The sequence below is a fragment of the Haloarcula sp. NS06 genome, assembly GCF_051122755.1.
In the GTDB taxonomy this organism is placed as follows: Archaea; Halobacteriota; Halobacteria; order Halobacteriales; family Haloarculaceae; genus Haloarcula.
The window spans coordinates 287,375-301,256 of record NZ_CP184844.1; the positions used below are offsets into that span (position 1 = coordinate 287,375).

Here is a 13,882-nt window from a genome sequence, read left to right on the forward strand (position 1 = left end):
GTTCGTTATTCCTCGTCCGCGTCTTCGTCTGTCTCGGCCTCGGCCTGGCGCTCCTCGCCGAGGTCGGTCAGTTCGACGCTCCCGCCTGCAGCTTCGACCTTCTCGCGAGCGCCCTCGGAGAAGTCGTCGGCGATGAGCGTGAGTTCGTGGCGAACCTGGCCCGCACCGAGTACTTTCACGTAATCGGCGTCGTCGGACTCTTCGACCACATCACGGACATCGACGCGGAAGCCACCGTCTTCGACTTCAGCGACGTCATCTGCAGCCAGCAGCGTGACATTCTCGTCGATCTCGCGAACGTCGATAGTTGCGGCCTCTTCCTGCACCTTCTGCGGGCGCTTGAAGCCGCTCTTGCCGAGCGGTTCGTGGTTGTGGAACTCGTGCTTGTCACGGCCTGCAGCACCGCGACCACCGCGATGGCCGGCACCACGTCGGTTCTTGTGTGAGCCGCCGCCGTGCGTGCGCGAGCCGCGCTGTCGTTTCTTTTTGCTCGTCATTATCGCATCGCCTCCAGGAGTTCGTCGATTCCCTCGGTCTCGTGTTTCCCGAGCTGCCCGCCCTCCTTGACGGGGTGTTTGACGCCGTCGTGGCCGCCACGGGGCGGGTGGAGACGAAGCGTCGGGGACAGACCCTGCTCGCGCAGCGTCGTCTCCTCGGAGAGGAGCGCGAACGCGAGCCCGGAGATGTCGTCGTAATCCGTGTGCTCGGCGACCCACTCGTCGTCCACGTCGGCGTCGCCCTCAAGTGGCTCGGCACGCGTCGCCAGGACTGTCTCCAGCGTCTCCTGGCTCGGCTCGCCGAAGGCGACGAAGTCGTTGACCTTCGCCACCATGCCGCGGTAGGCGTCCGTCTCAGGGACGAGCGTGCAGTGGTTCACGTGGTGGATGTTGAGCATCTCCAGCGTGTCCTGGATGTCGGTATGCATGTTGACTTCGCCACGGAGCTGGACGAGCGCGTGCATCACTCGATCACCTCTCGTTTCTCGAAGGTTCGCTCGGGGACGCGCGCCTCGGCCGTGTTCTGCAGGGCGTTGAACGTCGCCTTTGCGAAGTTGACCGTGGTGCGCGTGTTCCCGCTACTGCGTGTCCAGATGTCTTCGATACCGGCGAGTTCGAGCACCTTGCGGACGGTCTCTCCGCCTGCGAGGCCCAGCCCGCGCGGGGCCGGCTGGAGCTCGACCTCGACGCTCCCGGCCTTGCCCTCGGTGCGCAGCGCGACCGTGTGCGGACGGCCACAGCCACACTCCCAGGACCCGCAGCCGCGGGAGACATCGATGATGTTCAGCTTCGCGATGTCGATGGCTTTCTGGATGGCACCGCCGACCTGATCGTCACGCCCTTCGGCGTAGCCGATGAGACCGTCGCGGTTGCCAACGGCGACCACGCAGCGGAACTTCACGCGGCGGCCGGAGTCTGTCATCCGCTGGACCATGTTGATGTCCAGCACTTCGTCTTCCAGGTCGGGAACGAGCTGGTCGACGACTTCCGATTCTTTCAGCGGGAGTCCGGAGTTCAGCGCCTCCTGCATGGAGTCGATTTCGCCCTCGACAACCTGCTTGCCGAGGCGTGTCCGTGGCTCCCATCCGTTGTTAGCACTCATAGTTCGATGTCACCGTCCAGTAGGGTCTCTCGGAGCTCGTCGAAGTGCTCCGGGAGGTCTGCAGCGTCGAAGTCGCCGCTGTACAGCGGCTCTTCAAGCTGCTCGTCGTACTCGGCGATGTGGGCACCGCGCGTGCGCTGCCAGTCCGCGAGTACGTCGTCATTGTGCGGAATGTCCAGGCCGGCGTCAATTGCGCCTTCCTGTATTGCGAATACTTTGCTTCCGGGGGTCGGGCTGTTGAGTCCGATGTCAAGCACTGCCTCCTCGATACCCGCTTCCTTCGCGCGAAGCCCGGCGAGTAGACCGGTGAGGTACGCCGAGGGCATGTTGCCCGTCGGGGCCTCCCAGCCGTACTCGGCGAGGTCGCTCGAGTGAGCGGACGCGAGAGTGTCATCGCCATTGGGGCCAAGCGTCACCAGCTGCGCCCTGACGTGTTTATTGCTCTTTCGAGCAACGAGACGTGGCTTACCGGATTTCAACAGGCGCAACCGCTGATGGTAATCGGTTCTGGCCTCGCGGCGTCGCCGCATCGGTACTTTATATCGTGGTCCTGTCGCCATTATGCGTCACCGTGGTTTGCGTCGATGTAACGTTCGAGATCGGCAACGCTGTCGAACTCGCCACCGCCGGCCTTGTCGTACAGGTCGCGGTACTGCGAACTCGAAAGCGTTCCCTCGTCACGCAGTTCGCGCAGCTTCGTCCGTTGTGCGCGGATACGTGACTCCCAGTCCTCCTTGGAGTTCTGCCGTGCGCCTGCCTTGCCCTTCCGGGAACCGGCTCCCTTCTGGTGGCCGTACGCACGCTTCTTCTGGCGCTCCCGGGCGCGTCCACGAGAGTTGCCTTTCTTGTCTTTCGCCTGAATGGCGCCCTCATCAACCAGTTCGCGAACGTCCTCACGGGTAATCGCGTCAGCGATGTCGCCCTGTCGCTCGGGGTTGAACCAGACGCGGTTCTTCCCGACGTCAAGGACGTCTGCCGCGAGTCGCTTCTGTGCGGAGAGATCAGTCATCACTCACTCACCTCGACTTCGACGTAGGTGGGGTTGAGCACGCGGATGCCCGCGTCCTCGGCTTCCTCTTCGATTCGCTCGCGCTTGCGAGCACCGACCTTCGAGGCGATCCGAACGGCCTCTGTATCGCCGTCGACGCCTTCGAGGTCGTCCACGTTGTGCACGCGAACCTCCTCGAAGCCGGACGGGTGCTTGCCGCGAACCGCGGTCGGCGAGCGGAAGCCCGCCCCGACCGTGTCGCCCTTACCCTTGATGCCGCGGCGCTGCTTCGAGAGCTGGCCGCGGGGCTTGCGCCACGAGGTCGAGACGCGCTTTTTCTTGTGGTGATCTTGGCGGTTGAACTGCGGCTTGCCGACCCGGTGTCGCTGGGTCAGTAGCCGCGCATCCTCGTCGGAGAGGTCCGGCGTCTTCTCAGAGAGCCCGCGGGCCTGGAGTTCCGTCTCCACGTCCTCGTCGGGCGCTTCCTCGCTGCCTTCCTCTTCAACTTCGGCTTCGGTCTCGGACTCGACTTCGAGTCCGCCGACGTCGGCCTTGATTCGGGCCGCCAGCGCGTTCCCGATACCGCTGACATCGGCGAGCGCGTCTTGGTCGGCACCACGAACGTCTTCGACCGAGTCGAAGCCGGCCTCGCGGAGTGACTCCGCCTTGGACGGGCCGACGCCGCTGATGTCGGTCAGTTCGGTGTACGCTTCCTCTGCCTCGACGTCTTCATCGTTGTCCGCCATCAGGCGTCACCTCGGTTCGGTTTGCGGGTGATGTACACCCCGTCCTGAAACACGCGCACGTCCTTGTCGTTGATGCGCGTGAGCTGCTCGATGTCCGCGGCGGTCTGACCGACGGCTTCGATGTCGGGACCGCTGATGGTCAGCTCCTCGCCGTCGATTTCGACGTCCGTGTCGCCGTGGATCGTCGTGCGGCGGGGGGCCTTCTCGCCCAGGAAGTTCTCGATGACGACTTCGTCACCCTCGACGTCGACCTGCATCGGGAAGTGAGAGTAAAAGACCTCCATACCGTACTCCCAGCCCTCGGTCACGCCGTGGAACATATTCTCGATGTGGCTCTGGAAGGTACCGATCGTCGACATCGTCTTGGCGTTGTCCTCATCGGATTCGATGACGACCGTGTCGCCGTCGACGGACACGTCGATGTCAGGGTACCAGAGCCGACGCGTGACGCTGCCGTTGTCCCCCTCGACGGTGATGTCGAGATGGTCCTGCTCGGCGTCCACGTCCTCCGGAATCTCCAGTTCTACTCGTGGCATTGTTAGTATACGTACGCGATGACTTGGCCACCAACGCCCTGCTCACGAGCCTCGTAGTGGCTCATGATGCCGTGGCTGGTCGTCACGACGAGGGTCCCGTAGTCACGGGCGGGGAGGAACCGCTTCTCCCACTTCTCGAACTCGTCTGCGCCCGCAGAGTAGCGGGGCTTGACCGGGCCACACTCGTTGATGGCTCCTTTCAGTTCAACTTCGAACTCGCCGGCTTTGCCGTCGTCGACGAAACTGAATCCGTCGATGTACCCGCGGTCGTAGAAGACCTCGAGGACGCTGCCGATCTCGTTCGAAGCTGGCGATACTGTCTGCTCAGGTGCCCGACGCTTTCGGCGTTGTTAAGCGCCGACAGTGCGTTGGCAAATGGGTCGTTCCCTGTCATTGTTAGCTGTACTTCCTGAAGCCCATGCCCCGCGAAATCTCGCGGAAGCACTGGCGGCACAGCCAGATGTCGTACTTGCCGACGAGTCCCTGTTCGCGACCGCAGCGCTGACAGGACTCGAGCTGGCCAGTTCGCTCACTGGATGCCGTCTCGGAATCGGGCTCGTCTGTGGTTTCACTTTCGCTCATTCGCTCACCTCCACGTCGTAGGTCGACTCGATGAAGGCGACGGCGTCCGCCGGATTGAGTCGATGCTTCGTCGGAATCGAGCGCGACGCCTTGTCGCGCTTTGCGACGCGGTAGCCGGGTCGGACGAGGTTAACCGTCACGTCCAGCCCGTAGATTCCGATGCTCGGGTCATACTCCTGGCTCGGGAACTCGGTGTGTTCCTCGACGCCGAAGCTGAAGTTGCCGGTATCGTCGAACTGACTCGTCGCCAGTTCAGCGAGCGGCAGCGCCGTCTGGAGGAACTCTTCAGCCATCTCGTCACGGAGGGTGACCTTCGCACCGATGGGGTCGCCCTCGCGGATGTCGAACTCGCCGACAGTCCGCTTGGCCTTCGTTCGTACCGGCGTCTGCCCGGTGATCTCCCCGAGGATGTCCTCTGCATTGGCAAGGTCGCGGCCACCGTGGCCGATACCCATGTGAACGACGACCTTCTCGATGCGCGGTTCGCGCATCTCGTGGAAGTCGCCGCCGGACTCACTCTCGGAGCTCATTCATCATCACCCGTGAAGTTCTCGTCGATGACGACGACGTACTCTTCGACTGTCTCGAAGCCTTCGCCCTCGTCCTGCGAGACGATCACGTTGTTCTGGGCCGAACCCGGCGTCACCTGAATCTCCTCGACTTCGCCGACTTCGCCCGCGTGGGCGCCGTCAACGGCGGTGACGAGCGCGCCCTCTTGGTACTCGAAGTGGGCGACGATTTCGCCGTCCTCGTTGCCGACGACGATGGAGTCGCCAGCATCGTAGGTCTGGTCGTCCTCGACGATGAGCGTCTCACCGTCGTGGAGACCCAGCTGGACGTCGCCACCAGAGACGTGCGTCTTGGTAGCGATCTTTCCGAGCTTGGACTGGGCCGCGTCCGGGTCGATTGCGGTCAGCGCCAGCCGACCACCCTCGCCGGGGAACACGCGGTAGTACTCCTCGCGCTCGGTGAAGGCCAGGATGTCGAACATCCCGACAGGGCGTTCCTCGTCGGAAATGGCCTTCCCGTTGATGAGGACGTTGTCCTCGTTGAGGGCGTAGCGGGCTTCTTTGCGGTTGTCGGCGTAGCCGAGCACGTCCCGAAGGACGATGAGTAGGGGAACCCCATCCTCACCGTGCGGGCCGGCGCCGGCTTTCACCGTAAACGTCGCAGTCTTGCGCTCTACGGGCCAACTGTTCGGCACCGAGAGTCGCTTCTGGTGGTTACTCATGCGGAATCATCCTCCGATTCGAGACGCGCCTCGCGCTTCTCGTCTTCGAGGTCTATGTCCGTCACGCGGACGTTCGAGGTGTCCAGCGGTCGCGGGACTTCCTCGCCGTCCGTCTTCTCGAGCGTGACGTCTTCGACGTGGATGACAGCCTTGTCGAGGTCCACGTTGATGACTTCGCCTTCCTCGTCGGCGAAGTCGCCACGGAGCACCTCGACGGTGTCACCGGCGTTGACGCGGACGTTTCGCTGACCGTACTCCTCTCGGAGGTCGGCAGACAGCGTCGCCCGGACCTGCTTGTGCCGCTCGTGAAGCGGGGCACGTCGTTGACTCTTGCGTTGTTTGTCTGGTTGCTTGCTCATGGTTCTATACAATCATCGTCGCTGCTGATGCCACACTGCCGAATCGCTGTGCGACTTCCCGTGCGATGGGACCTTTCAGCTCGGTCCCGCGCGGGTCCTCGTTCTCGTCGACGATGACGGCCGCGTTGTCTTCGAACTTGACGCGGGTGCCGTCGGGTCGACGGATCGGCTTTCGCTGGCGGACGACGACGGCTTCGAGCACCTGGCGACGCATTTCGGGCGTCCCCTTGGTGACCGAGACCGTGATCTTGTCGCCCAGCCCAGCTTTGGGGTGGCGGTTCTTCGTTCCCGAGTAGCCGTGGACGGAAATGACCTTGAGTTCGCGCGCTCCCGTGTTGTCCGCACACGTGATGAGCGAGCCCTTCTCCAGGCCTTGCGTGACGTCAGCACCGAGTGCTTCCATCAGGCATCACCGTCCTGTTCGTCGGCGACCACGCCAACGACGACGTGGCTTTTCGTTTTCGAGAGCGGTCGACACTCTGCTATCGTGACCGTGTCACCGACCGCGAGGTCGAGACAATCGGGTGCGTGAGCCGGAACGCGGCTCCGCCGCTTCATGAAGCGGTCGTATTTCGGCACCTTCACGTCGTACTCGCGCTCGACGACAACGGTCTTCTCCATGTCAGTGGAGGCTACCTCGCCGTTCAGTGTCTGTCCGCGCACGGAGAGCTCTCCGTGGAACGGGCAGTTCTGATCGGCACAGGTTTCCTCCGGTTCCTGTACGTTCAGTCCTAGCGCCATAGTGAATCTCCTGTGTTCTCTGTGCGACGAGCGGGACGCGCGACGAGTCGGTCGCCGTCGACGAGAACTGTCTCGGTCGACAGGTCGAACGCGAACGTCGCGCTGTCCTTCGGCACGTGCCACACCCGGTCGGCACCCTCGAGAGTCAGCATCTGTGTCGTCTCCATGACGACAGTTCCGCTGATACCGATGACGTCCGGATTGGACGCCGCGACGACCTCGCAGTCGAGGCCGACGAGTTCGTGTCGTGGGAGCGTCTCGGGTGTCAGTGGCATTATTCGTTCTCCTGCAGGTCGCCTTCTTCGCCCTGAATCGTCTTGATTCGGGCGATGGCCTTCCGCAGCTCCTTGATGCGACCGGGGTTCTCCGGTGCACCACCCGCGGCCTGGACGGCCCGGGCGTTCAGTAGTTCGGTCTTCAGGTCGTCGAGTTCCGCCTCGCGTTCGGCGGGCGTCATGTCCCGAATCTCTTGGACGTGGAGGACAGTCATTCGTCGTCGTCCTCCTCATCCATTTCGTCCATCAGCTCTTCGGCTTCTGCCTCGACGTCCTCGTCAAGTTCCTCGTCGACAGCGTCTTCGAGTTCGTCGACGTCAACGTCCTCAACATCTTCGTCAGTCGGGACTTCGACGTCTTCCTCGACGATCTCCTCGTCGACGAACTCCTCGTCTGTCTCGGAGTCGTCGTCGGCCCCGGCGGCCACGTCTTCGTCGAGTTCTTCCGCCGTCTCGCTGTCTTCGGGTTCGCCTTCGAGGAGTTCCTCGACGGACTCGCCGTCGGTGTCGGCCACGTAGTCCTCGACGTCGACATCCTCGTAGATCTCGAAGTCGTCGGGGAGTTCCGCGTCCGGCGGGATGATCTTGACTCGGACCCCGATGGTACCGAGCTTCATCACGGCGACGCCGACGCCGCTGTCGACGATCTCCTCTGCGGGTTCACCGTTGTGCTTGACGTAGCCACGGTTGAACTTCTCAACGCGTGAGCGTGCACCAGTGACCTTTCCGGAGAGGACGATCTCTGCGCCGAGTGCGCCCGACTCCATGATGCGGTCGATGGTGGTGTGGCCCGCTTTGCGGAAGTACCAGCCACGCTCGAGTGCGTTGGCCAGTCGGTCCGCGACGATGCGGGCGTTGAGGTCCGGCTCGTCGACTTCCTGCACGTCGACCTGCGGGTCATCGAGGTTGAATCGGTCCTCGAGTTCCGTCGTGATCTTCCGGATGTTCTTCCCGCCCTTGCCGATGACCATTCCTGGCTTCTCGGCTTTGAGCACGATCTGGGTCCCCATCGGCGTCTTGGCGACATCCATGCCGCCATAGCCAGCTCGACCGAGTTCCTCTGCGAAGAACTCGTCGATCTGGGTCCGCTGGAGTCCGTCCTCGATGAACTGTTGTTCGTCGGCCATTAGTCTTCGACCTCCGGCTCTTCGAGGATGAGTTCGACGTCGACCTGCGGGCTGTTCCACGCCGAGGCACGCCCCATCGCTCGGGGCTTGCGACCCTGCTGCTCGCCGACCTTGTGGGCGGCGACGTGCGTGATCGTCATGGCCTCACCGTCGAAGCCCTGATGGTCGGCGTTGCCGACCGCGTTCTCGAGCAGGTCGATGAAGGCCTTGCTGGCCTTCTCCGGATAGCGTCCGGCGTCCCAGCCGTCGACCTTGCGTTTGTGGCCGACGCCCGAGTTGTGCTGTTTGAACGGAACGGGCTGGTCGCCCTCGATAACTGCCTCGAGGTAGTCGACAGCCTCGCCGGCCGTTTTGCCCTTGATCTCGCGGGCGATGGCCTTGCTGTGCTTGAAGCTCATCTGCCGCTCCCGGAGCATCGCTTTGGCCGTCGTGTCCGGGTCGGCTTCGACTGAGTAACTGATTCCCATGATTATTTGAGCGGTACGAACTTCGAGGAGCGTGTCGCTCCGATACCGGCCTGACCGTGTTCGACGCTACTCCGGGTGAGCTGGAACTCACCGAGGTAGTGGCCGAGCATCTCGGGCTCGACTTTGACACGCTCGAAGTTCTGGCCGTCGTGGACGGCGAAGGTCAGCCCGACCATCTCCGGAACCACCGGCATGTCGCGCAGGTGGGTCCGGATCGGGTCGTTGGCTGTCTCCTCTTCGCCGGCCTCGCGGGCCTTTTCGAGGAGCTTGTGTTTCTCCTCGGTCAGGCCGCGTACGATACTTCGCCGCTGTCGAGCGGGGAGCAGTTCCGCGACTTCCTCGAGCTCCATCTCCTGCAGCTCGTCGAGCGTGTGGCCGCGGAAGGAGAACTCTCCTTCGTGGCCGATTTGATATTCTGAGCTCATTCGTTGCCACCTCGACCTGTTCGCTTCGAGGCGATGTCCCCGACCTTACGGCCAGGCGGGGCGTTCCGCGAGATGGACTTGGGCTTGCCGGGGTGCTGGCGTCCGCCACCACCGAACGGGTGGTCGACGGCGTTCATCGCCACACCGCGGACGTTAGGCCACTTCGTCCCTCGCGCTTTCATCTTGTGATGCTTGTTGCCAGCCTTCACGAACGGCTTGTCAGTTCGGCCGCCACCGGCAACGACGCCGATGGTGGCGCGGCACTGCGGGTCAAGCCGCTTCATCTCCCCAGAAGGAAGCTTGACGACCGCGACGTTGCGGTCGTGGGTGAGCAGCTGGGCGTTGACACCCGACGCGCGGGCGAACTTCCCACCGTCACCGGAGCTGGATTCGACGTTGCACACCGGGACCCCCTCTGGGATCTCGGCCAGCGGGAGCGTGTTCCCGGGTGCGATCTCGGCGCTGACGCCGACCTGCAGCTCGTCGCCCACCCCGACGCCTTCCGGCGCGAGGATGAGTCGTCGGTCGCCGTCTTCGAACTCGACGGCGGCGACCGGGGCCGACCGGGCAGGGTCGTGCTCGATGTCAACGACCGTGCCGGCAACGACGTCGCCGTCCTCGACCTTGCGGTGCTCCAGATCAGCCTTGTAACGGTGCGACGGAGCACGGAACGTGGAGGTCCCGCGGCCGCGCCGTTGTCCTTGGATTCGTCGTCCCATCGTTAGAACACCCCAATTCTGGAGGCGACTTCCTGGGCGTCGTCGTCCTCGGAGAGGCGAACGACGGCCTTCTTCTCGCCGTCCATCGTGTTCTGCGTGTTGACCTGTTCGACTGTCACGTCGTACTGCTCCTCGACGGCGTCGGCGACCTCGCCCTTGGAGGCGCGGTCATCGACGGCGAACTGGAGCTTGTTCTGGAAGTCCATGTCATTCATGGCTTTCTCAGTGACGTGTGGGTGTTTGATGACATCCCAGCTCATCGCTCGGCCACCTCCGCGAGTGCGGATTCCGTGAAGATGGTGAGTCGACCGGGCGCGCCGCCAGGCGCGAGGTCTTCCGTGTTGACCTCGCTGGCGGTTGCCACGTCGGCCCCCGCAAGGTTGCGGGCGGCCGTCGACGGCTCGTCGCTGGTCACGAAGAGAATCGAGGCGGGACGACGGTACTTCCGTCCACGGGCCGAACCCTGTCCAGCCTTGATCTTCGTCTCGTCGGCGCGGTCGATGTCCGCGTGGACATCGAGCGCCTCCAGCAGCGAGACGACTTCCTGCGTCTTGACGAGGTCCTCGAAGTCGTCGGAGACGACGACGGGCACTTCGTCACGGTCGAACTCGTGGCCGCGGTCGGCGACGAGGTCGGCGTCGGCCGTCGCGGCCAGCGCCGAGCGAACGGCCAGCTGCCGTTCCTTGTCGTTGAGGTCGAGCGAGCGGTCCTTCTCTGTTTTTGGCGGGTGGGCACTTCGCCCTTTGACCGCCTGCGGGACGCGGCGGGCACGACCGTCCTGCTTCGGGATGTGTGCCTGCCCGCGGCCGCTACCGAAGGACTCTGCCGGCGTTCGGAGGCCGGCGTACTCGTCGGACCCGTAGTCCTGCTTTCGGTTGGCCTGTGCGGCACGTACAGCTTTGCCGATGAGGTCGGACCGAACCGGCGTCTCGAAGACGTCCGGCAGGTCGACCTCGCCGTCTGTGTTGCCGTCCAGGTCGTAGATTGTTGCCTGCATAGGTTATCCCTGGTTCGATTCGTTGGAGACGTAGCGCACCTCGGGGTCGAGGCGCGGCTGGTCGTTCGGACGCACCGCGGGCCGGAAGCGCACCAGGCGCTTGTCCGGACCGGGCACGGAGCCCTTCACGAGCGTGTACGGCCCATCGACCTCGCCGTAGTTGACGAAGCCGCCATCGACGGTGGGCTCGTCGCCCTCGCCGATGTCGATGAGACGCTTGTTAAGCTCGGTGCGCTGGTGGTAGCCGGTCTGCCCCTGCTGGGGGACCGTTGAGCGCACGCGGGACGGGTTCCACGGACCGAGGTTGCCGATCCGTCGGCGCCATCCCTGGCGGGCGTGCTTGCCTTTCCGTTTCTGGACGCCCCACCGCTTGACGGGACCCTGTGTCCCTTTGCCTTTCGTGACACCGGCCACGTCGGCGTACTCGCCGGCGCGGAAGATGTCGTTCATGGCGTGTTCGCCACCGTCCTCGACGAGGTCGAGGGCGTGGTCGAGGCGGTCCGAAACGGACCCACCGCCGACGCGAGTCTCCATCACGTCGGGCTTTTTCTTCGGGACGCTCGGGACGGCGTCGGGGACGGTGTGCGTAATGAGTCGCAGGTCCCCGAGGTCACCGGCCTCGTGTGCGTCGCGTATCTGTTCCTCAGCAGCGTCCGGGTCGTGGTCCTCCGGAACGTCTAGGGTCCGGTCGAGTTCCGAGTGGAACTCGTCGGTCCAGACTTCCGTCAGCGGACGCTGACCGTACGGCGTGTCTTCGTACGCTCGCAGGGCGACGGCGCGCATCGGCGGCGTCTCGATGACTGTCACCGGGACAGTCTCCTCCATCCCCTCGCGGGGGGAGTTAGGTTCGTCGTTGACAAGCACAACGTGAGTCATGCCTGCCTTGTAGCCGGCGAACCCTTGGACGCCCGGCTGCCCGTCGTCAGACGGCCAGCTGTTGAAGCGAGGCGTCTCGCTCGTCGAGCGCTTGCGCGGGCCGAAGCCCAGCGAGCCTTTGCGTGGTCTGCTTGGTTGTGGCATTCGTTTACTCCGTGAGGGTTAGACAGGTGAGGGAGGCGAACAGAGCTTCTTCCGTTCGCACAACCTCACTGCCCTGGTTCGGAACCGTATTCAGCCAGAGGTCGAACCCTTCTGGTTCGTCGCTCGTCTGGTCTCCCCCGACGGCGTCCGGGGCAACGTCGAGTATCGACGGTAACCCGCGCTCGGGTGCCCCGAAGGCGACGGTCATGCCGCCCTCGGCGTCGCGCCGCTCGGCCAGCTGGCCGAGACGGGTCGACGTTACCGGCTCGCCGTATCGCGAGGACGCGATAGTGAGCCCGGCATCGTCGCGCGAGAGTGCCGCATCGAGGTCCGCGGCGACAACGTCGAATCCCGTTGTGGGGGCGTCGACGAGTTTCGCCCGGACCGGCCGTCGCGAAGAGACCCTGACGGTCACGCGCTCCCCCTGTTCCACGTCCATATCCGCTGGGACGGGAAGGGAGATCGGGTGTTGCATGCCGCAATTGACCCGGACGCGCCCATCAGCTCCGACCTCGGTCACGATTCCCTGTCTTAACGACCCCGAACCCTCAGATCCGGAGCCGGTCTGTGAACGCACGCGGAGCGGCGGCAGGACGCCGACGTACTCCAGTTCGTCCCGCTTACCCCACATCTCCTTTCGGAGGTGCGGGGGCGTCGCGGCGTACCGCAGCACGGTTTCGACGAACCCGTCTTCCCATTTGCCCGCCCCGTCAGGGTCGGGGTACACTGTCAGCCGATCAACCCGGTAGACCGCGGCCGCGCGGGCCACGTAACCGAGCTTGCGAGTTGCCTCGCGTCTGTCTTCGGCTTCCCGTGCGAGGGAAGACGGCACGAGTACGCTGGTCGTCATGCCGTGACGCTTCCACGTCGCGCCACTAGACTGTGCCGATATCTCCCTTTCCAGGGCTTAAAAAGCCCCCGTTTCGCGTTCGCGATGCGTCGCGTTCACATGGTCCGTCATGCCGGTTCGGGACCGATGCACGCATTCACTGTTTTGCCGCTTCCGAAAGGCCATGTCTCGTGACGCCATCACATGATCCCGCGCTCAGGCGGGGCGGTGATTGCCCTCACTTCCCACGATTTTCCCCGGAAAACGGAAGGCTTTTTACTCTCACCCCCGCCAGATTTGATTGCAACAAGGCGTTGCACGCTGGCACTGAGCGACCACCGGTCGTGAAGGTCAGGGCAAACGAAGCAAGCGCTGGTAGTGTAGTTGGTATCACGTGACCTTGCCATGGTCACAACCTGGGTTCAAATCCCAGCCAGCGCATTTCTCTGATTTCAAGTCCACAAGCGATGCGTCTTATCGCGTCTACAGTGTTTACTGATGGATAGGCCGCTCAGTGGCGCCAGTGTCACTCTGTGACTGAGGCGTACCATTATTTGTTACCCCATCGACAGTCCGATTGTATGACAGACGAGACAGTCCACGAGTCACAGGAAACACGGAGTCGAAGAGGGATCGCGTCGTACTTCCGACGGCTGGCGAACAGGCTCAGCCGCGGTGAGCCAGCCCCCGCAGATGAGGAGCAGACCGTAACAGTCACGCCGCCGGCTGAATCCGAGTTCGAGGTCGAGGTCGAACGAGAGGACGGGACTGTCACGCTTGAAATCGATATGGAATGGGATGAGGACGATGGAGCGGTGGCGACCGATGTGGCTGCGAGCAAGGCCACGTTCGAGGTGTACGAGGACAGCGCCGAGCAGTACCGCTGGCGGCTTCGCCACGACAACGGCAACATCATCGCCGACAGTGGGGAGGGCTACGCCTCCAAACAGAAGGCCGAGCAGGGGCTCGAAAGCGTCAAATCCAATGCGCCCGGCGCGTACGTCGTCGACGAGTCGAAAGACGAGGATACCCCCGACGACGGCGGCAGCAAGGCGACGTTCGAGCTATTCAAAGACAGCGAAGGGAAAGCGCGCTGGCGCCTCCGCCACGACAACGGAGAGATAATCGCCGACTGCGGGCAGGGCTACGCCTCCAAGCAGAAAGCGAAGCAGGGGCTCCAGAGCGTCAAGACGAACGCTCGCGGGGCACCGGTCGAAGAAGGCGAGTAAGCGTTCCGAACAG

Annotated in this window: 24 protein-coding genes, 1 tRNA gene and 1 pseudogene; 2 read left to right on the forward strand and 24 right to left on the reverse strand. The window is 63.7% G+C overall.

Features of this window, described 5'->3' with window-relative positions; translation table 11 throughout:
- Window positions 1–5: 5 nt before the first annotated feature.
- The 24 genes and pseudogenes from ACODNH_RS05080 to ACODNH_RS05195 all read right to left on the reverse strand — a co-directional run bounded on the left by ACODNH_RS05080 (window position 6) and on the right by ACODNH_RS05195 (window position 12,661).
- Entirely contained in the window at window positions 6–497 is a 492-nt protein-coding gene (locus ACODNH_RS05080) for an uL15m family ribosomal protein (protein WP_306708161.1), read from the reverse strand.
- Window positions 497–961 carry a 50S ribosomal protein L30 gene (gene rpmD, locus ACODNH_RS05085; protein ID WP_306708163.1) on the reverse strand — a complete coding sequence of 155 codons (465 nt, stop codon included), beginning with the start codon at window positions 959–961 and terminating at the stop codon, window positions 497–499. The genes ACODNH_RS05080 and rpmD overlap by 1 nt, the downstream gene beginning before the upstream one ends.
- A complete protein-coding gene (locus tag ACODNH_RS05090; protein ID WP_004957374.1) occupies window positions 961–1,599 on the reverse strand; it encodes a 30S ribosomal protein S5 in 639 nt (212 codons plus the stop codon). The genes rpmD and ACODNH_RS05090 overlap by 1 nt, the downstream gene beginning before the upstream one ends.
- Window positions 1,596–2,159: a 50S ribosomal protein L18 gene (locus tag ACODNH_RS05095; RefSeq protein WP_049909163.1), complete on the reverse strand. Its 564-nt coding sequence runs from the start codon at window positions 2,157–2,159 to the stop codon at window positions 1,596–1,598. The genes ACODNH_RS05090 and ACODNH_RS05095 overlap by 4 nt, the downstream gene beginning before the upstream one ends.
- The gene (locus tag ACODNH_RS05100; RefSeq protein WP_004516953.1) at window positions 2,159–2,608 is read right to left on the reverse strand and encodes a 50S ribosomal protein L19e; all 450 of its coding nucleotides are present in this window, start codon (window positions 2,606–2,608) and stop codon (window positions 2,159–2,161) included. Before ACODNH_RS05100 ends, ACODNH_RS05095 begins: the two co-directional genes overlap by 1 nt.
- Complete coding sequence (locus ACODNH_RS05105; RefSeq protein WP_306708168.1) at window positions 2,608–3,333, reverse strand: 50S ribosomal protein L32e; 726 nt, start codon at window positions 3,331–3,333, stop codon at window positions 2,608–2,610. Before ACODNH_RS05105 ends, ACODNH_RS05100 begins: the two co-directional genes overlap by 1 nt.
- Entirely contained in the window at window positions 3,333–3,869 is a 537-nt protein-coding gene (locus ACODNH_RS05110) for a 50S ribosomal protein L6 (RefSeq protein ID WP_004591564.1), read from the reverse strand. The genes ACODNH_RS05105 and ACODNH_RS05110 overlap by 1 nt, the downstream gene beginning before the upstream one ends.
- Before the next feature lie 2 nt (window positions 3,870–3,871).
- Window positions 3,872–4,263, reverse strand: a pseudogene (locus tag ACODNH_RS05115) (30S ribosomal protein S8).
- Window positions 4,264–4,265: 2 nt separating this feature from the next.
- Window positions 4,266–4,451 carry a 30S ribosomal protein S14 gene (locus ACODNH_RS05120; protein WP_004591563.1) on the reverse strand — a complete coding sequence of 62 codons (186 nt, stop codon included), beginning with the start codon at window positions 4,449–4,451 and terminating at the stop codon, window positions 4,266–4,268.
- Window positions 4,448–4,981 carry a 50S ribosomal protein L5 gene (locus ACODNH_RS05125; RefSeq protein WP_004591562.1) on the reverse strand — a complete coding sequence of 178 codons (534 nt, stop codon included), beginning with the start codon at window positions 4,979–4,981 and terminating at the stop codon, window positions 4,448–4,450. Before ACODNH_RS05125 ends, ACODNH_RS05120 begins: the two co-directional genes overlap by 4 nt.
- Window positions 4,978–5,682 (reverse strand): 30S ribosomal protein S4e, encoded by a 705-nt coding sequence (locus ACODNH_RS05130; RefSeq protein WP_306708169.1) that lies wholly within the window; start codon window positions 5,680–5,682, stop codon window positions 4,978–4,980. The genes ACODNH_RS05125 and ACODNH_RS05130 overlap by 4 nt, the downstream gene beginning before the upstream one ends.
- Entirely contained in the window at window positions 5,679–6,041 is a 363-nt protein-coding gene (gene rplX, locus ACODNH_RS05135; protein ID WP_306708170.1) for a 50S ribosomal protein L24, read from the reverse strand. Before rplX ends, ACODNH_RS05130 begins: the two co-directional genes overlap by 4 nt.
- A 4-nt stretch (window positions 6,042–6,045) precedes the next feature.
- Window positions 6,046–6,444: a 50S ribosomal protein L14 gene (locus ACODNH_RS05140; RefSeq protein ID WP_004516961.1), complete on the reverse strand. Its 399-nt coding sequence runs from the start codon at window positions 6,442–6,444 to the stop codon at window positions 6,046–6,048.
- A complete protein-coding gene (locus ACODNH_RS05145; RefSeq protein WP_004591559.1) occupies window positions 6,444–6,782 on the reverse strand; it encodes a 30S ribosomal protein S17 in 339 nt (112 codons plus the stop codon). Before ACODNH_RS05145 ends, ACODNH_RS05140 begins: the two co-directional genes overlap by 1 nt.
- Window positions 6,773–7,057 (reverse strand): ribonuclease P protein component 1, encoded by a 285-nt coding sequence (locus ACODNH_RS05150; RefSeq protein ID WP_007187647.1) that lies wholly within the window; start codon window positions 7,055–7,057, stop codon window positions 6,773–6,775. The genes ACODNH_RS05145 and ACODNH_RS05150 overlap by 10 nt, the downstream gene beginning before the upstream one ends.
- On the reverse strand, window positions 7,057–7,272 hold the full coding sequence (rpmC, locus tag ACODNH_RS05155; RefSeq protein WP_004516964.1) for a 50S ribosomal protein L29: 216 nt from the start codon (window positions 7,270–7,272) through the stop codon (window positions 7,057–7,059). Before rpmC ends, ACODNH_RS05150 begins: the two co-directional genes overlap by 1 nt.
- The gene (locus ACODNH_RS05160; protein ID WP_306708171.1) at window positions 7,269–8,183 is read right to left on the reverse strand and encodes a 30S ribosomal protein S3; all 915 of its coding nucleotides are present in this window, start codon (window positions 8,181–8,183) and stop codon (window positions 7,269–7,271) included. Before ACODNH_RS05160 ends, rpmC begins: the two co-directional genes overlap by 4 nt.
- On the reverse strand, window positions 8,183–8,650 hold the full coding sequence (locus tag ACODNH_RS05165) for a 50S ribosomal protein L22 (protein WP_306708172.1): 468 nt from the start codon (window positions 8,648–8,650) through the stop codon (window positions 8,183–8,185). Before ACODNH_RS05165 ends, ACODNH_RS05160 begins: the two co-directional genes overlap by 1 nt.
- A 2-nt stretch (window positions 8,651–8,652) precedes the next feature.
- On the reverse strand, window positions 8,653–9,075 hold the full coding sequence (locus tag ACODNH_RS05170) for a 30S ribosomal protein S19 (protein ID WP_004516967.1): 423 nt from the start codon (window positions 9,073–9,075) through the stop codon (window positions 8,653–8,655).
- Window positions 9,072–9,794: a 50S ribosomal protein L2 gene (locus ACODNH_RS05175; RefSeq protein ID WP_306708174.1), complete on the reverse strand. Its 723-nt coding sequence runs from the start codon at window positions 9,792–9,794 to the stop codon at window positions 9,072–9,074. The genes ACODNH_RS05170 and ACODNH_RS05175 overlap by 4 nt, the downstream gene beginning before the upstream one ends.
- Before the next feature lie 2 nt (window positions 9,795–9,796).
- A complete protein-coding gene (locus ACODNH_RS05180) occupies window positions 9,797–10,054 on the reverse strand; it encodes a 50S ribosomal protein L23 (protein WP_004591553.1) in 258 nt (85 codons plus the stop codon).
- On the reverse strand, window positions 10,051–10,791 hold the full coding sequence (rpl4p, locus tag ACODNH_RS05185) for a 50S ribosomal protein L4 (protein ID WP_306708177.1): 741 nt from the start codon (window positions 10,789–10,791) through the stop codon (window positions 10,051–10,053). The genes ACODNH_RS05180 and rpl4p overlap by 4 nt, the downstream gene beginning before the upstream one ends.
- 3 nt (window positions 10,792–10,794) lie before the next feature.
- Entirely contained in the window at window positions 10,795–11,811 is a 1,017-nt protein-coding gene (rpl3p, locus tag ACODNH_RS05190; protein ID WP_004591551.1) for a 50S ribosomal protein L3, read from the reverse strand.
- Between the two features lie 4 nt (window positions 11,812–11,815).
- On the reverse strand, window positions 11,816–12,661 hold the full coding sequence (locus ACODNH_RS05195) for a putative RNA uridine N3 methyltransferase (protein WP_004957426.1): 846 nt from the start codon (window positions 12,659–12,661) through the stop codon (window positions 11,816–11,818).
- A gap of 348 nt (window positions 12,662–13,009) precedes the next feature.
- On the opposite strand from ACODNH_RS05195, the gene ACODNH_RS05200 reads away from it, so the two are divergent.
- Together ACODNH_RS05200 and ACODNH_RS05205 are read left to right on the forward strand one after the other, a co-directional pair.
- Window positions 13,010–13,081 (forward strand) — tRNA-Gly (locus ACODNH_RS05200).
- 140 nt (window positions 13,082–13,221) lie between these two features.
- Window positions 13,222–13,869, forward strand: a complete 648-nt coding sequence (locus tag ACODNH_RS05205) for an HVO_2922 family protein (protein WP_306708181.1) — start codon at window positions 13,222–13,224, stop codon at window positions 13,867–13,869.
- The last annotated feature ends 13 nt before the right edge of the window (window positions 13,870–13,882 follow it).